Source organism: Streptomyces tendae (assembly GCF_008632955.1).
Lineage (GTDB): Bacteria > Actinomycetota > Actinomycetes > Streptomycetales > Streptomycetaceae > Streptomyces.
This window is the reverse complement of the sequence record NZ_CP043959.1, coordinates 5,436,385-5,457,055: the sequence shown is the minus strand read 5'-3', so window position 1 is coordinate 5,457,055 and position 20,671 is coordinate 5,436,385. Positions and strand designations below refer to the sequence as shown.

The 20,671-nt window shown below is 74.6% G+C and carries 18 protein-coding genes, 1 other RNA gene and 1 pseudogene; 8 read left to right on the top strand and 12 right to left on the bottom strand.

The features are described 5' to 3' along the window. Positions 1–66: 66 nt before the first annotated feature. From F3L20_RS25115 to F3L20_RS25100, 4 genes are all read right to left on the bottom strand, one after another. Complete coding sequence (locus tag F3L20_RS25115; RefSeq protein ID WP_150156270.1) at positions 67–882, bottom strand: DUF5336 domain-containing protein; 816 nt, start codon at positions 880–882, stop codon at positions 67–69. Between the two features lie 158 nt (positions 883–1,040). Continuing rightward, positions 1,041–2,018 carry an N-acetylmuramoyl-L-alanine amidase gene (locus F3L20_RS25110; protein ID WP_150156269.1) on the bottom strand — a complete coding sequence of 326 codons (978 nt, stop codon included), beginning with the start codon at positions 2,016–2,018 and terminating at the stop codon, positions 1,041–1,043. Positions 2,019–2,027: 9 nt separating this feature from the next. After that, positions 2,028–2,687 carry a class I SAM-dependent methyltransferase gene (locus tag F3L20_RS25105; protein WP_150157491.1) on the bottom strand — a complete coding sequence of 220 codons (660 nt, stop codon included), beginning with the start codon at positions 2,685–2,687 and terminating at the stop codon, positions 2,028–2,030. 373 nt (positions 2,688–3,060) lie between these two features. Further along, the gene (locus F3L20_RS25100; protein WP_150156268.1) at positions 3,061–4,797 is read right to left on the bottom strand and encodes an MFS transporter; all 1,737 of its coding nucleotides are present in this window, start codon (positions 4,795–4,797) and stop codon (positions 3,061–3,063) included. Between the two features lie 283 nt (positions 4,798–5,080). Here F3L20_RS25100 and F3L20_RS25095 point away from each other — a divergent pair, with 283 nt between their 5' ends. Next, a complete protein-coding gene (locus tag F3L20_RS25095; protein ID WP_150156267.1) occupies positions 5,081–6,514 on the top strand; it encodes an MFS transporter in 1,434 nt (477 codons plus the stop codon). A 399-nt stretch (positions 6,515–6,913) separates the two neighbouring features. Here F3L20_RS25095 and F3L20_RS25090 read toward each other — a convergent pair whose 3' ends face one another. Then, positions 6,914–7,546, bottom strand: a complete 633-nt coding sequence (locus tag F3L20_RS25090; protein ID WP_150157490.1) for a response regulator transcription factor — start codon at positions 7,544–7,546, stop codon at positions 6,914–6,916. A 66-nt stretch (positions 7,547–7,612) separates the two neighbouring features. Beyond that, positions 7,613–8,815 (bottom strand): sensor histidine kinase, encoded by a 1,203-nt coding sequence (locus F3L20_RS25085; RefSeq protein ID WP_150156266.1) that lies wholly within the window; start codon positions 8,813–8,815, stop codon positions 7,613–7,615. Positions 8,816–9,023: 208 nt separating this feature from the next. On the opposite strand from F3L20_RS25085, the gene F3L20_RS25080 reads away from it, so the two are divergent. Then, a complete protein-coding gene (locus F3L20_RS25080) occupies positions 9,024–9,887 on the top strand; it encodes a MaoC/PaaZ C-terminal domain-containing protein (RefSeq protein WP_150156265.1) in 864 nt (287 codons plus the stop codon). Positions 9,888–9,988: 101 nt separating this feature from the next. On the opposite strand, the gene F3L20_RS34120 is transcribed toward F3L20_RS25080, so the two are convergent. After that, complete coding sequence (locus F3L20_RS34120; RefSeq protein ID WP_167534604.1) at positions 9,989–10,156, bottom strand: hypothetical protein; 168 nt, start codon at positions 10,154–10,156, stop codon at positions 9,989–9,991. 97 nt (positions 10,157–10,253) lie between these two features. Then, on the bottom strand, positions 10,254–11,519 hold the full coding sequence (locus F3L20_RS25075) for a hypothetical protein (protein ID WP_150156264.1): 1,266 nt from the start codon (positions 11,517–11,519) through the stop codon (positions 10,254–10,256). Positions 11,520–11,805: 286 nt separating this feature from the next. Here F3L20_RS25075 and F3L20_RS25070 point away from each other — a divergent pair, with 286 nt between their 5' ends. From F3L20_RS25070 to F3L20_RS25060, 3 genes are read left to right on the top strand one after another with little or no spacing between them, the layout of a single operon-like run. Next, positions 11,806–12,675, top strand: a complete 870-nt coding sequence (locus F3L20_RS25070) for a Nif3-like dinuclear metal center hexameric protein (protein WP_150156263.1) — start codon at positions 11,806–11,808, stop codon at positions 12,673–12,675. Then, positions 12,672–13,415 carry a zinc ribbon domain-containing protein gene (locus tag F3L20_RS25065; RefSeq protein WP_145825466.1) on the top strand — a complete coding sequence of 248 codons (744 nt, stop codon included), beginning with the start codon at positions 12,672–12,674 and terminating at the stop codon, positions 13,413–13,415. Before F3L20_RS25070 ends, F3L20_RS25065 begins: the two co-directional genes overlap by 4 nt. Positions 13,416–13,453: 38 nt before the next feature. Further along, positions 13,454–14,962 (top strand): bifunctional RNase H/acid phosphatase, encoded by a 1,509-nt coding sequence (locus F3L20_RS25060; RefSeq protein ID WP_150156262.1) that lies wholly within the window; start codon positions 13,454–13,456, stop codon positions 14,960–14,962. Positions 14,963–15,002: 40 nt separating this feature from the next. On the opposite strand, the gene F3L20_RS25055 is transcribed toward F3L20_RS25060, so the two are convergent. The 4 genes from F3L20_RS25055 to F3L20_RS25040 all read right to left on the bottom strand — a co-directional run bounded on the left by F3L20_RS25055 (position 15,003) and on the right by F3L20_RS25040 (position 18,143). Further along, positions 15,003–15,668 carry a bifunctional 4-hydroxy-2-oxoglutarate aldolase/2-dehydro-3-deoxy-phosphogluconate aldolase gene (locus tag F3L20_RS25055; protein ID WP_150156261.1) on the bottom strand — a complete coding sequence of 222 codons (666 nt, stop codon included), beginning with the start codon at positions 15,666–15,668 and terminating at the stop codon, positions 15,003–15,005. Positions 15,669–15,764: 96 nt separating this feature from the next. After that, positions 15,765–16,547: a peroxide stress protein YaaA gene (yaaA, locus tag F3L20_RS25050; RefSeq protein WP_150156260.1), complete on the bottom strand. Its 783-nt coding sequence runs from the start codon at positions 16,545–16,547 to the stop codon at positions 15,765–15,767. Between the two features lie 92 nt (positions 16,548–16,639). Further along, the gene (locus F3L20_RS25045) at positions 16,640–17,167 is read right to left on the bottom strand and encodes a hypothetical protein (RefSeq protein ID WP_150157489.1); all 528 of its coding nucleotides are present in this window, start codon (positions 17,165–17,167) and stop codon (positions 16,640–16,642) included. Between the two features lie 220 nt (positions 17,168–17,387). Continuing rightward, on the bottom strand, positions 17,388–18,143 hold the full coding sequence (locus F3L20_RS25040; RefSeq protein WP_150156259.1) for a MerR family transcriptional regulator: 756 nt from the start codon (positions 18,141–18,143) through the stop codon (positions 17,388–17,390). 141 nt (positions 18,144–18,284) lie between these two features. Here F3L20_RS25040 and F3L20_RS25035 point away from each other — a divergent pair, with 141 nt between their 5' ends. The 3 genes and pseudogenes from F3L20_RS25035 (at position 18,285) to rnpB (ending at position 20,438) form a co-directional block, all read left to right on the top strand. Continuing rightward, positions 18,285–19,121 (top strand): AraC family transcriptional regulator, encoded by an 837-nt coding sequence (locus tag F3L20_RS25035; protein WP_150156258.1) that lies wholly within the window; start codon positions 18,285–18,287, stop codon positions 19,119–19,121. A gap of 19 nt (positions 19,122–19,140) precedes the next feature. Beyond that, positions 19,141–19,920, top strand: a pseudogene (locus tag F3L20_RS35735) (DMT family transporter); the annotation flags it as partial. 115 nt (positions 19,921–20,035) lie between these two features. Beyond that, positions 20,036–20,438, top strand: an RNA gene (rnpB, locus tag F3L20_RS25025) — RNase P RNA component class A. The last annotated feature ends 233 nt before the right edge of the window (positions 20,439–20,671 follow it).

The window sequence follows — 20,671 nt, the reverse complement described above, 5'->3', positions numbered from 1 at the left end:
GCGGCCTTGGCACGCGAACGGCCCCTCGCCCGCCGGGGCGAGGGGCCGTGACGACGGAACCGGGGCTCAGCCGCGCTGGATGCCCGAGGTGTCCTGCAGTACGCCGCGGCGGCCGTCCTGCGTCTGCGCGACCAGCGCCTGACCGCGCTGCTCCACCGCCAGGTACCAGGTACCGGGCGCCAGTTCGGCGATCGGGGTGGGCGAGCCGTCCTCCGCGAACAGCGGGCGCGGCACCGGCACGGCGAACCAGAACGGGGAGAAGTCGGGGGCGGGCGCCGCGGCCGGCTGCCCCTGCGGGGGCTGCTGACCACCGAACGGCTGGCCCGGCTGGCCGCCGCCGAAGGGCGCCTGCTGCGCACCCGGGTAGCCGTAACCGCTCGGCGGCTGCGCGCCGTACGGCTGCTGCGGGGCGGCGGGACGGGCGGGCGGAAGCAGCGCGCCCTTGAGCGCCGGCACCAGCGGGGTGGCCACGGCGGCGCCCGCCATCACCAGGGTGGCGACGAGCGCGAGGATCAGGCCCAGGCCCGCGTCGGGGCCGTCGCTCGAACCCCCGAAGTTGTCGGCGCCGCCGGCCGGGTCGAAGACGTTGCCCAGCGCGCTCCACGCGGCGAACACCGCGAAGGCCACACCGAACGGCGCCAGTTCGAGCCCCGCGACCTTCGGCGGCTGCGGCAGACCCCGGGCGACCACGATGAGGGCCGCGGCGATGAGGCCCGCCAGCACGACGCCCAGCAGCACCGGACCGCTTGCCCACAGGCTGGGAATGTCCGCGCTGTCCGGGGCGCCTTCGATCGAGTACAGATCGAGGAACGACGCGATGAACAGCAATACCGCTGCTCCGATCACCACGCCGTCGCCTCGAGTGAGGGAGCGGATATTCACTTCAGGTCCTTCGTAGGTCGTCTCGTCGTCGGAAGAGGCGTCGCTGTCACCATGTCGCCCGAAGGGTTCGGTGCGAAGCGCGGGGGTGGCCCCTGATCGTACGGACGACACTATCGTCCGCCGGATCGGGCTGTCCGCCCGGATCAGTGGGCCGATCCCTACCCGCGCAGGAAACTTACGATTCCCTCGGAAATCCCTTGCGCCGCCTTCTGCCGCCAGGCGCCGCTGGTCAGCAGCGCCGCGTCCTTGCCGTCACGCATGTTCCCGCATTCGATGAACACCTTCGGAACCGTTGACAGATTGAGACCGCCCAGGTCCTTCCGCGTGACGAGTCCGGTACCGCCGCCGATGTAGTTGGACGGCGCGGTGCCGGTCACGCGCACGAAGTTGCCCGCGACGCGCTCCCCGAGTTCACGCGAAGGTGCCACGATGGCGCGGGTGTCCGCCCCGCCCGAGTTCACCACGCCGGGCAGGATGACGTGGAAGCCGCGGTTGCCGGAGCCGGAGCCGTCGGCGTGGAGGGAGACGACGGCGTCGGCCTTCGCCTCGTTGCCGATCCGGGCCCGCTCGTCCACGCACGGCCCGTACGGGCGGTCGCGGTCCTGCGTCAGCTTCACCGTGGCGCCCTGTTTCCGCAGGAGCGCGCGCATCCGGTGGGCGACGTCCAGGGTGAACTCCGCCTCCGCGTACCCGTCGTTGGTGGAGGTGCCGGTGGTGTCGCACTCCTTGCGGTGGGTGCCGACGTCCACCTGGCGGTTGATCTCGGCGGTGTGCCGGAAGTTCGCCGGGTTGTGCCCCGGATCGATGACGACCACCTTGCCCTTGAGCGGGCCGGTCGCGGCGGGGGCGGTGGCGCCGGGCGGCCGCGAGGCGGGGGACTCCTCGCCCCCGCCGCCCTCGGTGTTCCCGGTGTTCCCGGCGGAGGGGGAGGCGGGCTGCGACGGCGCACGGGAGGGGGCCGAAGGGGAGCCCTTGGCCTCCGCGCCCGCCCCGCCGTCGTCCGTTCCGCCCGTGGCCGCGTACACGCCCCATCCGAGCAGGCCGCCGCAGACGAGCGCGGCGACGGCCACGGTCAGCGGCCGGCGGCGGGACCGGGGGTTCCGGGGCGGATCGAAGTCGGGACCGGTGTACGACACGCAGCCACCCTAACGGTGAGCGGCGGCCGCACCCGTACGGCGCAGGACGCGCAGGGAACCGGTGGCGGAGACCTCCGTGAACGCGCCGGACGCCAGGGCCCGCTGGTGCACGCGGTACGGGGCCTGCCCGGTGAACTCGTCCACCGGGTCGGGGAAGACGTCGTGGATGACCAGCAGGCCGCCCGCGGCGACGTGCGGCGCCCAGCCCTCGTAGTCGGCGCTCGCGTGCTCGTCGGTGTGGCCGCCGTCGATGAAGACCAGGCCGAGCGGCCGTCCCCAGAGGGCGGCGATCTGCGGGGAGCGGCCCACCAGCGCCACCACGTGCTCCTCCAGACCGGCCCGGCGCAGGGTGCGGCGGAAGGCGGGGAGGGTGTCCATCACGCCCAGCTCGGGATCGACGGTGTCCGGGTCGTGGTACTCCCAGCCGGGCTGCTGCTCCTCGCTGCCGCGGTGGTGGTCCACGGTGAGGGCGGTGACGCCGGCCGCGCGGGCCGCGTCGGCGAGCAGGATGGTGGAGCGCCCGCAGTACGTGCCGATCTCCAGCAGCGGCAGCCCCAGCCGGCCGGCCTCGGCCGCCGCCGCGTACAGGGCCAGGCCCTCGTCCAGCGGCATGAACCCCTTCGCCGCCTCGAACGCGGCGAGTACGGCCGGCTCCGGCGCCTTCACCATGGGGTCCGCCTCTGCGCTGGTCACTGAAGTCTCCACGGGGCCATGCTGCCGTAGCCCCTGCGAGGGTGGTGAAGGGGGGTACGGGGAGGTGACCGGGGCGCGTGCGAGGCCCCGGACCCCCGCGCTTCGGCGGCCGGCCCGAGCGCCCCGACCCGTGAGCGGGGCGCCGGGGAGGCGCCGGAAGGGGCCGGGACGGAGGGAGCCCCGGTGCACGGTGCGTGTGTGTTGGGGGGGCGGGCGTGCCTGGTTTCGGGCAGCCGCTCCGGGGCCTGAGAGCCTGGCGCCCGGAGCGGCGTGCCGGGCGGTCGTCGGCACCCGGCGACCGTCCGGCCGTGACCGTCTCCGGGGCGCAGGTGGCAGAGACGAGGCCAGGTCAGGCGGAGATCGTCTGGCCCGGGAGGGAGAGGTCCAGGGCGACGCTGTGGGTGTCGCCCGGGTGGGTCGCGGGGGAGGCGAGCGGGCCGTGCCCGGGGGCGCGCGCCGCGAGGACGTACGGGCCCTGCGCCGGGACGGCCAGGGCGTAGCTGCCGTCCGTCGCGGAGACGGTGGCGCCCGCCCGGCGGCCGTGCCGGTCGATGAGCGTGACCCGCGCGCGGGCGACCGGCGCGCCGGACGCGTCCAGCACCCGCCCGCGGAAGCCGCGCAGCGCCTCCTCCGCGCGCTCCAGGTTGGCCTCCTCCTCGCTGCTCGCCCGCAGCTGCGGGTGGGCCGACGGGCGCCGGCCGGGCAGGAACAGGGCCAGCACCAGGCCGACGGCCACCGCCGCCGTGGCGATGCCGAACGACAGGCGGAACCCGTGCAGGGTCGGCACCGCCACCCCGCCCGCCACGTGCGAGGTGTTCGCCAGCACCATGCCGATCACGGCGCTGGACACCGACGTGCCGATGGAGCGCATCAGCGTGTTCAGGCCGTTCGCCGCACCGGTCTCCGAGGCCGGGACCGCGCCGATGATCAGCGCGGGCAGCGAGGAGTAGGCGAGGCCGATGCCGGCGCCGAGGACCACCGAGGTGAGCACGGTCTGCCAGGCGGCGCTCATCAGTCCGAGGCCGCCGCCGTAACCGGCTGCGATGATCAGCAGGCCGGCGATCAGGGTGACCTTGGGGCCGTACCGGGCGGAGACCCGGGCGTAGACCGGCGCCGTGAACATCATCGTCAGGCCCAGGGGGGCCACGCACAGGCCCGCGACCACCATCGACTGCCCGAGCCCGTCCGACGCGGTGGGCAACTGGAGCAGCTGGGGGAGGACCAGGGAGACGACGAAGAAGGAGACACCGACCATGATGGAGGCCAGGTTGGTCAGCAGCACCTCGCGGCGGGCCGTGGTGCGCAGGTCCACCAGCGGCGCGCTCACCCGCAGCTCCATCAGCCCCCACAGCAGCAGCACCACCGCCGCCGCGCCGAACAGGCCCAGCGTGGTGCCGGAGGTCCAGCCCCAGTCGCCGCCCTTGGACACCGGCAGCAGGAACAGCACCAGCCCGGCGGACAGACCCAGCGCGCCCGGCAGGTCGAAGGTGCCCTTGGCGCGCACCGGCGACTCGGGCACCACGGCCAGGGTCAGGCCGATGGCGAGCACACCGAGCGCGGCGGCGCCGAGGTAGAGGGCGTGCCAGTCGGCGTGCTGGGCGACCAGGGCGGCGGCGGGCAGCGCCAGGCCGCCGCCGACGCCGATCGAGGAGCTCATCAGCGCCATCGCGGAGCCCAGCCGTTCGCGCGGCAGCATGTCCCGCATCAGACCGATGCCGAGGGGTATCGCGCCCATCGCGAAGCCCTGCAGCGTACGTCCGGCGATCATCACCAGCAGATCGTTGGTGAACGCGCTGATCAGCGCGCCCACCACCATCACCGCGAGACTGACGACCAGCATGCGGCGCTTGCCGAAGAGATCGCCGAGGCGGCCCATGATCGGGGTGGCCACGGCGCCGGACAGCAGGGTCGAGGTCAGGACCCAGGTGGCGTCCGCCGGAGCGGTGTGCAGCAGCTGCGGCAGATCCTTGATCACCGGGACCAGCAGGGTCTGCATCACCGCGACGACGATGCCCGCGAAGGCGAGGACGGGGACCACCGCGCCGCCCGCTCTGCCGGGAGGACGGACGGACGTCGTCTGTGTCATGAAGGGTGCCTCCAGGCGACCGAACGGCTGTTACGTGGATGCTGAACCCTGTCTGCCCAGGCAACTATTCCGTTGTTTCGGCCCGCTAACGATTTCTTGACCGTTCCTTGAGCTTCCGTCCACCGGTCCTCCGCCCGGACTCCGTGCCCGGCCACCCGTCGTACGCCCGGACTTGAGCGTTCCGCCCACCGGTCGTACGCGTGGCGGGAACCGGGCTCGGTCCGAGGGCGGAGCCGGGGGTCGGGCGAAATGCCGATGCGGGCCGCTCGCGGCGGTTGAGAGCATGACCCTCATGCTCGAAGCCCCCGACACCACCCGCGCCCCCGCCCGCACCGCACCCCCCGTGTGGCTGGTGGTGGCGCTCGCCTGCGCCGGCCAGTTCCTCGTCGTCCTCGACATCTCCGTGGTCAACGTCGCGCTGCCGTCCCTGCGCACCGGCCTCGCGCTGGACGAACAGGGCCTGCAGTGGGTGGTCAACGCCTACTCCATCGCCTTCGCGGGCTTCATGCTGCTCGGCGGCCGGGCGGGCGACCTCTACGGCCGCAAGCGGATGTTCCTGGTCGGGCTCGGGCTGTTCACCCTGGCGTCGCTGGCCGGCGGGCTGGCCCAGGAGGGCTGGCAGCTGCTGCTGGCGCGGGCCGTGCAGGGGCTCGGGGCGGCCGTGCTGGCGCCGTCCACGCTCACCCTCGTCACCTCGGCGGTGCCGGAGGGCGCGGCCCGCGCCCGCGCCATCGCCACCTGGACCGCCGTCGGGGCGGGCGGCGGCGCGGCCGGCGGCTTCGTCGGCGGGGTGCTCGTCGAGGCGCTGTCGTGGCGCTGGGTGCTGCTGATCAACGTGCCCGTCGGAGCGGTCGTGCTGGCCGCCGCCGCCCGCTGGATCACGGAGAGCCGCGCCGGGGACGGCCGGCGCCTCGATCTGCCCGGAGCCGTCCTGGTCACGGCGGGCCTCGCCACCCTGGCCTACGGCGTCTCCCAGACCGAGGCCGAGGGCTGGACGGCCACGGCCACCCTGGTGCCGCTGGCCGCCGGGCTCGCCCTCGTCGCCCTGTTCCTGCTCGTCGAGGCCCGCGCCAAGGCCCCGCTGATGCCGCTCGGGCTGCTGAAGCTGCGGTCGGTGGCCTCCGCGAACGTCGCCATGTTCCTCAGCGGCTCCGCGATGTTCTGCATGTGGTTCTTCATGACCCTGTACGCGCAGAACGTCCTCGGCTACACCCCGCTGGAGGCCGGACTCGCCCTGGTGCCCAGCTCCGTCGCCGTGATCCTCGGCTCCAAGGCCGCCCCGCGCCTGATGCGGGCGACGGGACCGCGCGCCGTGGCCGTGCTCGGCACGCTGATCGCACTGGCCGGGTTCGCCTGGCAGTCGACGATGACGGCGGACGGCGACTACCTCACCGCGATCATGATCCCCGGCGTCCTGATGATGCTGGGCGCGGGCCTCGCCGGGACCCCGCTGGCCTCCCTCGCCACCTCCGGCGCGGCTCCCGAGGAGGCCGGCCTGGTCTCCGGCCTGGTCAACACCTCACGCACCATGGGTGGTTCCCTGGGCCTCGCGGTCATGGCCACCCTGGCGGCGGCCCGCACGGACGGCCGCGACACCCCCGAGGCCCTCACGGAGGGCTACGCCCTGGTCTTCACCACGGGGACGGCCGTCCTGGCGGTCGGCGCGGTCCTGATGTGGGCCTGGCTGCCACGCACGACGGCGAAGCCGTCGGCCTGAACGGCGGCGGCGCGGGCTGCTTCCGGCGCCGCGCCAGGGGACCGTGGGCCGCGGGAGCCGGTTCGGGTGGTGGCCGTCGTGGTGGGTCGGTGGTCGTGCCGGGGGCGGTCGTCCGGGCGTCGCGCCGGGAGGTGTTGGAGCGGTGCCGGTGCGAGTCGGCCGCCGCGCGGCGACGAGGCAGACCGGCTGGACCGTGGGGGCCGGCCGTGCCAGGCGCGCCCTACCGGGATCGCCCGGGCGGGACATCGGGGGTGGCAGCGCGGAGACGGTCGGCATGCTGCCACGGGGCCATGCCGGGACCGTTGCGCGTGGGACGTCGCGGGTCGTGTGCGCCGTACCCGGCCGCGTCGGTGGTCCCGCGGGTCGCGCCGGCGGGTGCAGGCGGACGGAGGGCCCGCGTCACAGCCAACCCCGGTTGCGGGCCTCGTGGAGGGCCTCCGTGCGGTTGCGGGTGCCCGTCTTGCCGATGGCCGCGGAGAGGTGGTTGCGGACCGTGGACCCGGACAGGTGCAGCCGGGCGGCCACGTCCGCGACGGTCGCCCCGCCCGCCGACTCCCGCAGCACATCACGCTCGCGGGCGGTGAGCGGACTGGGCCCGGCGCTGAGCGCCGCCGCGGCCAGCCCGGGGTCGACCACCGTCTCCCCGGCGAGTACCCGGCGGACCGCCGAGGCCAGCTCCTCCACCGGGCCGTCCTTGACGAGGAACCCCGCCGCCCCCGCGTCCATCGCCCGCCGCAGATAACCGGGCCGGCCGAACGTCGTCAGGATCAGCACCCGGCAGCCCGGCGCCTGCTCGCGCAGCTCGGCCGCGGCGTCCAGCCCGCTCATGCCGGGCAGTCCGATGTCGAGGAGGGCGACGTCGGGACGGTGGGTGAGGACCGCCTCCACGATCGCGTCCCCGGTGCCCACCTGCGCCACGACCTCGATGTCGGGCTCCATCCCGAGCAGCAGCGCGAGCGCGCCGCGCATCATCCCCTGGTCCTCCGCCAGCAGCACCCGGACGGGTCCGCCGGGCCGGTGCTCACGCGGCATCTCGTTCACGGCAGCAGCGTAGGTCGCGGTGGGCGGATCGCAGCCGAGCGGTGACGTCACGGCCGCTCACACCGCCGGCGCCGACGGCTCCCGTGCGGCGGAGGACGCGCCCGCCCCCGGCGCCGCGTGCCCCACCGGCAGTTCCACGATGACCTCGAAACCGCCGCCCGCGCCCTCACCCGCCCGCAGCGTGCCGCCCGCAGCCGCGAGCCGCTCGGCCAGCCCGCGCAGACCCGTCCCGCCCGCGGGCGTCGCACCGGGGTCCGTGGCGGTGTCCGCCTTCGCCCCGGTGCCGTCGTCGGTGACGGTCAGCCGGGCCGCGTCCTCCGTGGTCACGATCGTGATCCCGCAGCGCCGCGCCGCGCTGTGCCGTACGACGTTGGTGACGGCCTCGCGGACCACCCAGCCCAGCAGCACCTCCGTACGCGGTCCCGGGGCCGGGCCGGAGCGGTGCACCACGGGGTCGACGCCGGCCGCCGTGAGCGCCGAGCGGGCCCGGTCCAGTTCGGTGTCCAGGCTGCCCTCCCGGTAGCCCGTCACCGCCTCGCGGATCTCCGTGAGGGCCTGCCGGCCGACCGCCTCGATGTCCGTGACCTGCGCCAACGCCGCCTGCGGGTCGCGCGGCACCAGCCGCCGGGCCGCCTCAGACTTGACCACGATCACCGACATCGTGTGCCCCAGCAGATCGTGCAGGTCGCGCGAGAAGCGCAGCCTCTCCTCCTCCACCGCCCGCCGGGCCAGCTCCCGGCGGGCCTCCCGCAGTTCGTACACCGTGTCCGCCAGCCGCACGATCGTGGCGGTCACCAGCGCGGAGACGGCCGTCGCGTAGAGGATGTCGAGGCTGCCCCAGCCGTCGTGGTACCAGGAGACCGCGCCCGCGACCGCCGTCACCGCGGCAGCGACGGCCAGCAGCGGCCGCCCGCGCAGCACCACGCCCGTCGCCAGTCCGAGGAGCGGGAAGTACAGCAGCCAGTCGCCGCCGTGGCCGACGGCTAGCACGCAGGTCACCGCGGCCAGCAGACCGAGCGCCACCCGCCGCGCGACGGTGTCCCGGGTGCCGCACGGATGCGTGGTGAACGCCAGGAAGACGTACAGGGAGTTGAACGCCAGGAGCCCCGCGCCGCCGACCCACGGGTCCGAGGTGGTGCCCTGGAAGAGGTGGGAGAACGCGCCCATCGCGACCAGCAGCCAGGGGAGCAGCCGCGGATGGCCGAGCCCCGGACCGCGTGGACCACGGGCCTTCGGGTACGTCTCACAGGTCGCCGTCATGTCTCTTCCCCCGGTTTCGCCGTGTGGTCCGTCCGACCGCACCCGGCCGGGTGCGGTCCCTGTCGACGGTAGGGCCGGCCCGGGGCACCCGCCCAGAGCCGTCCGTACGGTCCCCACCGGTACGGATGTCCCGGGTGGGCGCGGCTGACGGGTGCCGGGCGCTGGGCTATACAGGGTCCTGGACCACACCCCGGCGATCAGGAGCCACATGCCCGTCGACGCAGCCCGGGCGCTCGCCGCCGCGCCCCGCACCGCCGAGATCTCCTGGGCACCGGGGGACGTCCAGCTCTACCACCTCGGCATCGGGGCGGGCGTGCCCGCCACCGACCCCCGCGAACTGCGCTACACGCTGGAGTCCCGGCTGCACGTCCTGCCCAGCTTCGCCACCGTCGCGGGTGGCGGACCGCCCGGGGTGATCGCGGCCCTGTCCATGCCCGGCGTCGACGTCGACCTCGCCCGCGTCCTGCACGGCGGCCAGTCGCTCACCGTGCACCGCCCCCTGCCCGTCCGGGCCACCGCCACCCGCACCGACCGGATCGCCGCCGTGTACGACAAGGGCAAGGCGGCCCTCCTGCTGCTGCGCAGCGACGCCGCCGACGCCGACGGTCCGCTGTGGACGGCCGAGGCGCAGGTGTACGTACGCGGCGAGGGCGGCTGGGGCGGCGACCGCGGGCCGTCGGCGGGCGCGTGGGAGGAGCGGGGTGCCCCGGACCGTGTCGTCGAGCGCCCCGTACGGGAGGACCAGGCGCTGCTCTACCGCCTCACCGGCGACCTCAACCCCCTTCACGCCGACCCGGACTTCGCACGCCGGGCCGGGTACGGCCGCCCCGTGCTGCACGGCCTGTGCACCTACGGCATGACCCTGAAGGCGGTCGTCGACACCCTGCTAGACGGCGACGTCACCCGCGTTCGCTCCTTCACGGCCCGGTTCACCGACGTGGTGTACCCGGGCGAGACGCTGCGCGTGCGGATGTGGCGCGGGGACGGCGAGGTGCGGGTGGGCGTGAACGCGGTGGAACGCGGGGACACCCCGGTGCTCACGGACGCGACGGTGCGCCTGACGGAGGGCTGACGGCGAGCGGCGCCGGACACGGGAACGGCCCCGACCGTCGGACGACGATCGGGGCCGTGCTTCGTTCCACCCGCGGAAGGTGAACGGTCGTCCGACGTGTGTCAGGCGGCCGACTCCGCGTGTTCGTGCTCCTGCGTGGGCCTGCGGTGACGGCCACGCGGGGACGTCTCGGACTCCTGCGTGGAGACCGGTCCCCGGTGCTTGCCGTGACCCCCGGCGGCCTGCCCGTACTCGACGGGCTGCGGCTCGTGCGTGATGACGTCGCTCATCAGAAGGAATTCACCCCGTAAACATGATCTTTCCTACAGCCGAGCGAGTCTAACCGGCAGACCGCACCCCGAATCCAGGCGGCCACGCCAACCGGCACTAGTTCGTTACAAGCCGCCCCAAGGGCGCCTGCTGGAGTGGCACGGGACGGGGGGCCGGCGGGGTCTCAAGCACGTAGTCCGGGGGCAGTTGAGGATGGTGGCCGGTCATATAGCCGTTCACGCTCGACAGTTGCTCGGCGTAGGCGGAATCGTCGAACGGTGGTAGCTCGCCGCACGCTGCTTGCTGGGCCTCCCGCTCCGTCGATCCGTCTCGCAACTCCTTTTCAGTCAACCGATGTTCGTCCCCCGGCATCGTCAGTGCGGCGATCCCGCAGGGTACGGCGCGGGTCGAGCAGGGGAGGCGCAGCACACCGTCCGCCGTCCACCTGCCCGTGCCGGTCAGCCACCCCGACGGGGCCGCAAGATGGTGCAGCTGCCGTTCCGCCGGCCGCCACAGGCCGACCCAGCTGCCGCTCGCGCCGTCGACACGCAGCGCCACCGCGCAGGCCTCCGGGGTCAGCATCTGCCCCGGCTGGATCGCGAACGGCGTCACTGTGCGGTCCGGCAGCCGCAGGCACTCGGGGAACCGCACCGGCAGGGTGCTGCCCAGCACCCCCCAGCCCAGCCGCTCCCGGCCGGGGGAGGGTGCGTCCGAGCGGATCAGCAGCAGGCCGCTGTCCGGGTCGGCGAGCAGCACCCGGTCGTCGCTGTCGGGGGTGATCTGCAGCAGCGGGGACACCTCGCCGCCGCGTTCCAGGTCCACCACGACCGACTTGGTGCGCCCGCCCGTCTCCCGGTCCAGGGCCAGCATCCGGCCCGCGCGGTCCAGCCACACCCCGCCCGAGCAGCGGCCCGGGACCTCCGCGACCCGCTCCGGCCCGTTCACGCCGCCCGCCACCAGCCACACCGCCGCCGAGTGCCGGCCGGCGGCGAGGGCGTACGCCCGGCGCCCGTCCGGAGCGGGCGGCAGCAGTCGCAGCCGGGTCTCCTCGTCCGGGCACTCGACGGTGCCCAGCGGCAGTTCGCCGGTGCCGGGGCCGGTCGGGTACAGCAGGGAGAAGGAGTGCCGCCCGTCCAGCAGACGGCGGATGAGGACCCGCCCGTCGCTCAGGGGCTGCACCTCGGTGCCGGGTTCCTCGGGCTGGTTGCCGGGCAGCGGGACCGCGTACGGCTCCGGGCCGTCCAGGGTCCAGCGCTCCGGGAACAGGGAGTCGCCGGCCAGGGCCAGGCGTGCGGCGTACCCGCCGTCCGCGGTGATGGCGCAGCCCGCCCGTCCCGCTCCCGTCCCGTGTCCCGCCGTGAGTTCGATGGCACAGACCGTCATGTGTCGGTCACCTCCGGTGACGAACGTAGTTTTCGCGGGCGGAGGTGACGGAGCGGTGGGCCCCGCTTCACACGTAAGGGTGCTCCAGGAACGATTCTGCTGAGGAAGGGCGAGGGAGTGTGCTCCACGGAGCCGGTTCTCCGGCGCGAACGGAGCCCGTGCTGCCGCGGGAACGGAGCCCGTGGTTGCGTGGAACGGAGCGGTCACCGCCGTGGGAGCGGAGCGGTCACCGCCGTACGAACGGAGCCGGTACTGCCGTGCGAAAGGGCCAGGTAGCCTTGGCGGCGTGCCCCGTCTGTCAGAAGTCATCGCCGCGCTGGAGAACCTGTGGCCCGCCGAGCGGGCCGAGTCCTGGGACGCGGTCGGCACCGTCGTGGGCGAGCCCGGCCAGGAGGTCCGGCGGGTCCTGTTCGCCGTCGACCCGGTCCAGGACGTCGTCGACGAGGCGGTGAGGCTCGACGCCGACCTGCTGGTCACCCACCACCCGCTCTACCTGCGCGGGACGACCACGGTCGCGGCTTCCACGTTCAAGGGCCGCGTGGTGCACACGCTCATCAAGAACGACATCGCGCTGCACGTCGCCCACACCAACGCCGACACCGCCGACCCGGGAGTCTCCGACGCCCTCGCCGGCGCACTGGACCTCAGGGTCGTACGCCCCCTGGTGCCGGACCTCTCCGACTCCGAGGGCCGCCGGGGACTGGGCCGTGTCTGCGAGCTCGACCACCCGGCCACCGTCCGTGAGTTCGCCGCCCGCGCCGCGGAGCGGCTGCCCGCCACCGCGCAGGGCATCCGCGTGGCCGGCGACCCGGACGCGCCCGTACGGACCGTCGCCGTCAGCGGCGGCTCCGGCGACAGCCTCTTCGACCACGTCCGGGCCGCCGGCGTGGACGCCTTCCTCACCGCGGACCTGCGCCACCACCCGGTGTCCGAGTTCACCGCGGTCCGCACCGGCAGCCCTCTCGCGCTGCTCGACGCGGCACACTGGGCCACCGAGTGGCCCTGGTGCGAGTTGGCCGCCGCCCAGCTCGACGAGATCTCCGACCGGCACGGCTGGGACCTGAGGGTCCACGTGTCGCGCACGGTCACCGACCCCTGGACCGCCCACGCGGCGTCGTCCAGCGCCATCCCTGACACATCTGGAGCCCCCAACTGAACGCCGAGCCCGCCGACCAGATCCGACTTCTCGACGTCCAGGACCTCGACGTCCGCCTCCAGCAGCTCGCGCACAGGCGGAGGTCGCTCCCCGAGCACGACGAGATCGAGTCGCTGAACCGCGACCTCACCCAGCTGCGCGACCTGCTCGTCGCCGCGCAGACCGAGGAGAGCGACTGCGCCCGCGAGCAGACCAAGGCCGAGCAGGACGTGGACCAGGTGCGCCAGCGTGCCGCACGCGACCAGAAGCGCCTCGACTCGGGTGCCGTCTCCTCGCCCAAGGACCTGGAGAACCTCCAGCGCGAGATCGCCTCCCTCGCCAAGCGGCAGGGCGACCTGGAGGACGTCGTCCTGGAGGTCATGGAGCGCCGTGAGTCCGCCCAGGAGCGGGTCGCCGAACTGACCGAGCGGGTCGGCTCCGTCCAGGGCAGGATCGACGACGCGACGGCCCGCCGGGACGCCGCCCTCGAGGAGATCGACGGCGAGACCGCCTCGGTCACCAAGGAGCGCGAGGTCGTCGCCACCTCCGTACCGGCCCCGCTGCTCAGCCTGTACGACAAGCTGCGCGAGCAGCAGGGCGGTGTCGGCGCGGCCAAGCTGTCCGCGCGCACCTGCCAGGGTTGCCGGCAGGAGCTCGCCATCACCGAGATGAACGAGATCCGGGCCGCCGCCCCGGACACGGTGGTGCGCTGCGAGAACTGCCGCCGCATCCTGGTCCGCACGGCGGAGTCGGGACTGTAAGAGGACCTGCCGGGACTTCTCCAGGGGAATCGAGTTCGATGCGGGAGTTCGTCGTCGAGGCGGACGGCGGGTCACGGGGCAACCCCGGGCCCGCCGGATACGGCGCCGTGGTGAGTGACGCGGCGACGGGGGAGACGCTGGCCGAGGCGGCCGAGTACATCGGCGTCGCCACGAACAACGTCGCCGAGTACCGGGGGCTGCTGGCCGGCCTGCGCGCCGCCCGCGACCTGGACCCGGAGGCCGGGGTCCACGTCCGGATGGACTCCAAGCTCGTCATCGAGCAGATGTCGGGCCGCTGGAAGATCAAGCACCCGGCGATGAAGCCGCTCGCGGCGGAGGCGGCGACGGTCTTCCCGCCGGGGCAGGTCACCTACGAGTGGATCCCGCGCGAACGCAACACCCACGCGGACCGTCTGGCCAACGAGGCGATGGACGCGGGCAAGCGGGGCGAGCAGTGGTCGCCCGCCGCGAGCCGCGCCGACCTGGACACGCCCTCGGCCGTACCGGCCCCGGAGGGGCCACCCGGCGACGCGACGGCGGGAGCGGCCCGCGTCCGCGCGGCGATGACGCCGACGGCGGCCGGCCGTGCGGCGGAGGCCCGTGCGGCCCGTGCGGCGGAGACCGCCGACCGGCCTCCCGCCCCGGGTGGTGATGCCGACGGTCCGGCGTCGACGGGCCGGGCGACGGAGAGCCGTGACGCGGGCACCTCCGCCGAGCGCCCCGCGGCCGGTGCCCGGTCCGGTGGGCCGGGGTCGTCCGCCGCGCACCGTCCGGTGACGGACACCCCCGCGTCCGGCGCGGGTGCTCGCGCCGGCGCGTCCGGTGGGGACGCGGGCCTCGCGGCCGTCGCGGGTGCCGATGCCGATCGGCGGGCCGCTCAGGCCGTGGCCACGCCCTCCTCCGGATGGGCGCCCGCCGACATGGGCGCGCCCGCCACCTTCGTGCTGCTGCGGCACGGCGAGACCCCGCTCACCCCGCAGAAGCGTTTCTCGGGCAGCGGAGGCAGCGACCCCTCCCTCTCCGACATCGGCCGTGAGCAGGCCGAGAAGGTCGCCGCCGCGCTCGCCCGGCGCGGCACCGTCCAGGCGGTCGTCGCCTCCCCTCTCGCCCGTACCCGCGAGACGGCCCGGATCGTCGCCGCCCGCCTCGGCCTGGACGTGGCCGTGGAGGAGGGGCTGCGCGAGACCGACTTCGGCGCCTGGGAGGGCCTCACCTTCGGCGAGGTGCGCGAACGCCACCCCGAGGACCTGAACGCCTGGCTGGCCTCGCCGGACGTCGAACCCACCGGCGGCGGGGAGAGCTTCGCGGCCACCGCCGCCCGGGTCGCGGAGGCCCGCGACACACTGCTCGCGGCGTACCGGGGCCGTACGGTCCTGCTGGTGACGCACGTGACCCCGATCAAGACCCTGATCCGGCTCGCGCTCGGTGCCCCGCCCGAGGCGCTGTACCGCATGGAACTGTCCGCGGCCTCGCTGTCCGCCGTGGCGTACTACGCCGACGGCAACGCCAGCGTCCGCCTGTTCAACGACACGTCACACCTGCGGTAGACCCGGCGGGCCCCGCCCGCCTCACCGCGGCGCCGCCGCCTCACCGCAGCCCTGCCGCCTCCCGGGCCAGCCGTTCGACGCGGTCCCAGTCCCGCGCGGCCACCGCGTCCCCGGGCAGCATCCAACTGCCGCCCACGCAGCCCACGTTGGGCAGGGCGAGATACTCCGGGGCGGTGTCCGGGCCGATCCCCCCGGTGGGGCAGAAGCGTGCCTGCGGAAGCGGCCCCGCCAGCGACTTCAGAAAGGCCGTCCCGCCCGCCGCCCGCGCCGGGAAGAACTTCATCTCCCGCACCCCGCGCTCCAGCAGCGCCATCACCTCCGACGCCGTGGACGCCCCCGGCAGGAACGGCACCCCGGACGCCCGCATGGCCGCCAGCAGTACGTCCGTCCACCCCGGGCTGACCAGGAACCGCGCCCCGGCCGCCACCGCCCCGGTCACCTGCTCGGGCGTGATGACCGTCCCGGCCCCGACCACGGCCCCCGGCACCTCGCCGGCGATCGCCCGGATCGCGTCCGGCGCGGCCGGGGTCCGCAGCGTCACCTCGATCGCGGGCAGCCCGCCCGCCACCAGCGCACGCGCCAGCGGTACGGCGTCGGCGGCGTCCTCGATCACGACCACCGGCACCACGGGCGCCAGCCCGAGCACCGAGGCGGAAGGGACGGCGGCGGGTTCGGGCGCGGTGGGAGACGGCAGGGAGGCGTTCATGCCGGTCATCCTGCCGTCGGCGCGCACCCTGCGCAAAGGTCGTTGCGTATGTTGCAACCCCGCACGGGAAGGGCCGTAGGGTCGTACGGGGGCGGCTCAGTGCACCTCGTCCACCAGCACGTCCAGCGCCCACGCCGTCCCCGCCCGGGCCGGGGCGGAGCCCTCCACCACGTAACCGAGGTCGCGCAGCGCCTCCACCAGCTCCGCCGGGTCCTTCGGCGCCGCGCCGGCCGTCAGCAGGCTCCGCACGATCCGGCCTTTGGTGGCCTTGTTGAAGTGGCTGACCACCTTGCGGGTCGGCGCGTGCAGCACGCGGACCGTCGCCGTCCGCCCGGCCACCTCGCCCTTCGGCTTCCACGCCGCCGCGTACGCCGCCGAGCGCAGGTCCAGGACCAGCCCCTGCCCCGCCGCCTCCGGCAGCACCTCGGCCATCGGCGCCCGCCAGTGCGCGCCCAGCGCGCCGAGCCCGGGCAGCCTGACCCCCATCGAACAGCGGTAGGAGGGGATACGGTCCGTGACGCGGACCGCGCCCCACAGCCCCGAGAAGACCAGCAGCGACTTCGCCGCCCGCCGCTTCGCCGCCGCGTCGAGCGAGGCCAGGTCCAGGGCGTCGTAGAGCACCCCGGTGTAGATCTCCCCGGCGGGACGGGCCCCGGCGGTGCGCAGGTCCCGGTTCTTCACGACCTCGCCGCGCAGCCCCTCGCTCAGCCCGAGCACCTCGCGTGCCTTGTCCTGGTCGCCGGAGCAGAGGTCGACCAGCTCGGTGAGGACCTCCTCCCGCGCCGCGCTCAGTCCCGGCAGCGACAGGGACTCCGTCCGCAGCGGGGCACCCCGCCCGGAAGCGGCCTTGCCTTCGGACGGCGGCAGCAGGACAAGCACACGTACTCCTTCGATCGAGCCCGCCTGTCAGGGTACGGCGTGTCGTCCGCCGTCCGGCCTGGTGGCGTGGGGTACACAGACGCGCGCTGCTCCTACGCGGCGGCGGTGAGGGCCCGTACCAGGTCGTCGGCGTCGTCGGCGTGGAAACGGATCACACGGACGTCACGGGTCCGGCCGAACAGGGGCCGGTGGGTGACCGGCTCGGTCAGCTCCACCGTCACGGTCGTCTGCGAGCCGACGGCGAGGTGCAGCTCGCCGTCCGCCGGTTCGTGCGTCATCCGCAGCTCACGCCGCACGGAGGCGATCCGCTCCCGCGGTATCCGCAGGTCCACGTGGACGGCCCGGCGGATCCGCAGCCCGTCCGGCCCGAGGACGTGCGGGCGGACGACGGACGCGGCGTGGAGCGCGACGACGAGGACGACCGTGTAGACGTCGAGGAAGAGCACCACCGCGTGCGCGGCCGGCCAGTCGCTCAGCAGCGCGGACATCGCGACCGTCTCCACCACGCACACGAACGCGAGCCCGAACATCATGGCCGCCTCCCCGCGCGCGTACCCGAAGGCCGTGCCGCCGCGCGTGCCGTGCGTACGCCGCGCCAGCCACAGCACCAGGCTCGCCATCAGCCGCGCCTCGTGCCGCACCAGTGTCCAGCCCACCCGCGTCGCCGCCCTCACGTACCCCCTCCAGGTGTCCCGCCCCCGCGCCCCGGCCATCCCGACCCCGGCCGGTCCGCCCACCGTCGGGCCTGCCCCACCCGCACGCTCCGCACCCACCACGCTCTCCCTTCACGACCGTCATCCCTCGCAGGCACTCCCCGCACTCCCGTCCGCCGGGACCCGCTCACGACCGCCCCTCCGTCACGATCCGCAGCGCCCGCCGGAACGCCTCCGCCTGGGCGGGGGCGAAGTCCGCGTAGAGGGCGGCCAGGAAGCTGTTGCGCTCGTCGAGGACCACGTCCTCGGGCAGCAGCTCCGCCGGAACGCACTCCGCGAGCGCGCGGGCGGCCTCCTCGACCCGCGGATCGTCCGGGCCGACGTCGGCGAGCTCGTCGAGCAGGCGGTACACGGCCGCGGCCCGCTCCCTCCCGCCCGGCGTCCCGACCGCCCCGCTCATCAGCCCCATCAGCCGCTTCCGCTCCTCCGGCGGGGCGGAGGTCTCGATCAGCGCGAGGATCTCCCGGTCCTTGGCGGCCATGGGGGAGTCGGACAGCCCGGCGGTGCTCCGGAACAACGCGGCCAGCTCCGGGGAGACCGGACCCTCGGCGGCCGTCCCGCCCTCCGACTCCCGCAACGCCCGCAGCCGCGCCCGCCGCTCCCGGATCGCCGCCTCCTGCCGTGCCAGGTCCTCGTCCAGCTCCGCCAGCACCTCGGCGAGGTCCTTGCCCGCCTCGTCCGCGAGTACGTCCCGCACCTCGGCGAGCCCCAGCCCCAGCTCGGTCAGCCGCCTGATCCGGGCGAGCACGACGGCGTGCCGCAGGGTGTAGTCCCGGTAGCCGTTGCCGAGCCGCTCGGGCTCGGGCAGCAGCCCCAGATGGTGGTAGTGCCGCACCGCCCGGGTGGTGACCCCGACGGCCGCGGCGAGCTCTCCGATCCGCATGCCCTCAGTAGAAACGTTGACGTCGCGGCAGGGTCAAGCGGCCCATGAACCGCTCACACAGGCGGACGTCCCCCCGAACCCTTCGCCTTCGGCCTGGACACCGCCGACTTCCTCTGATCCCCTGGTGACCGGGGGTGCGAGGTGGCGCGGAGCGAACGGGAACAGGCTCGCTGGACCAGGGCGCGGCTGGGACGGTGCGGGCCCGTGCTGGACCTGCTGACCGCCCGCTTCGACCGGCACGAGTACGCCCCCCACGCGCACGAGGAGTACACGGTCGGCGTCACCGTCGGCGGCCTGGAGGTGATCGCCTACCGCGGCGGGCGCATCGTGTCCGGCCCCGGCTCGATCGTCGTCCTGGAACCCGGCGAGATGCACACCGGAGGCCCCGCCGCCCCCGAGGGCTACGCGTACCGCGCCCTCTACGCCGCCCCCGCCCTGCTCGGCGACGGCACCGTCGGCACCGGCCGCCCGTACTTCCCCCAACCGGTTCTCCACGACCCGGACCTGGCCGCCGCCCTGCGCCGCACCCACACCGACCTCAGCGCCCGCCCCGACCCGCTGGAGGCCGAGTCGCGCCTGCCCTGGCTGCTCGCCGCGCTCGCCCGCCGCCACTCCACCTCACGCGCCGCCGACGGCACCGTCCCCGGCGCCCGGTCCGTCGCCCTCAGCGTCCGCGACCGCCTCGCCGACGAGCTCCTCGCCCCGCCCTCCCTGGCCGACCTCGCCGCCGACCTGGGCCTGTCCCGCTACCAGCTGCTCCGGGCGTTCCGTACGACGATGGGAGTGCCGCCGTACGCGTGGCTCGCGCAGTACCGGGTGGCCCGGGCCCGTGCCCTGCTGGACGCCGGGCTGCGGCCCGCGGAGGCGGCCGCGCTCGTCGGCTTCGCGGACCAGGCGCACCTCACCCGGTGGTTCCGCCGGGTGCTCGGGGTGACCCCGGCGGCGTACCGCAACAGCGTTCAAGACGCGGCGCGCTGACCCGGCGGACACTCCTCCCATGACTGCACGCGGCTGGTTCCTGTTCTCCCTGATGGGAGTGGTCTGGGGCATCCCCTACCTGATGATCAAAGTGGCGGTGGACGAGGTGTCGCCCTCCGGTGTGGTGTTCGCCCGCTGCGCCGTCGGCGCGCTGCTGCTGCTCCCCTTCGCCCTGCGCCAGGCCGGCCTCGTCCGGAACCTGCGGACGCACTGGAAGCCGATGCTGGCGTTCGCGGTGATCGAGATCGTGGGCCCCTGGTACACGCTGACCGACGCCGAACGCCACCTCTCCAGCTCCACGGCGGGGCTGCTCATCGCGGGCGTGCCGATCGTCGGCGTCCTGCTGTCCCGCTCCTTCGGCCGGGCGGAGTCGCTGGGCGCCCGCCGGATCACGGGCCTCGCGCTCGGCCTCGGCGGCGTGGGCGTCCTCACCGTCCCCCACCTGACCGGCGGCAACGCCCTCTCCCTCGCGGAGGTCCTGGTCACGGTCGTCGGCTACGCGACGGCCCCGCTGATCGCCGACCGCCACCTCAAGGACGTGCCGACGCTGCACCTGATCACGCCCTGCCTGGCCCTGGCGGCCCTGGTCTACGCCCCCGCCGCGGTCGCCACCCGCCCGTCGGCCCTGCCCACCCCGGAGACCCTGGCCGCGCTGGCCGCCCTCGGGGTCGTGTGCACGGCGGTGGCGTTCGTCGCCTTCATGGAGCTGATCAGGGAGGCCGGCCCGATCCGCGCCTCGGTGATCACGTACGTCAATCCGGCGATCGCGGTGGCGGCCGGCGCGCTGTTCCTGGACGAGGCCCTGACCGCGACGGTGCTGGCCGCCTTCCTCCTGATCCTCACCGGATCGGTGCTGGCCAACGCGGGGGAGCGGAAGCCCGCCGGCCGGCGGGTACCATGGTCGGCACGGCAGACGAGCCGGGCGGGCGGCCGCGTGGAGTCCCCTTAGGGGGCTTCCCGAGGAACGTCCGGGCTCCACAGGGCAGGGTGGTGGCCAACGGCCACCCGGGGTGACCCGCGGGACAGTGCCACAGAAAACAGACCGCCCGGCGCTTCGGCGCCGGGTAAGGGTGAAACGGTGGTGTAAGAGACCACCAGCGCCTGGGGTGACTCAGGCGGCTAGGTAAACCCCACCCGGAGCAAGGTCAAGAGGAAGCGCCTCGGTGCTTCTGCGCGGACGACCGAGGGCTGCCCGCCCGAGTCCGCGGGTGGACCGCACGAGGCCGGTGGCAACACCGGCCCTAGATGGATGGCCGTCGCCCCGGCTCCCGCGAGGGAACCGGGGAACAGAACCCGGCGTACAGCCCGACTCGTCTGCCGCTCCCTTCCTTCGCGTGCCCGTCGGCGCGCCGGCCCGCGCGGGGCCGTCGTCACCGGAGCTTCACGAGTGGCGGAATTTCTTCATGTTCATGTCCCCGTCATTACGACGGCCGAGGGTCAAACGCCTTTGGCATACGCACAGTTGGCCGAAAATCATTGCCTCGCGTGAGTGACGGGAGCGGTGGACGGCGTGCCGCGTGCACGATGTGACGAGGCGTCAGGTCGCGCGT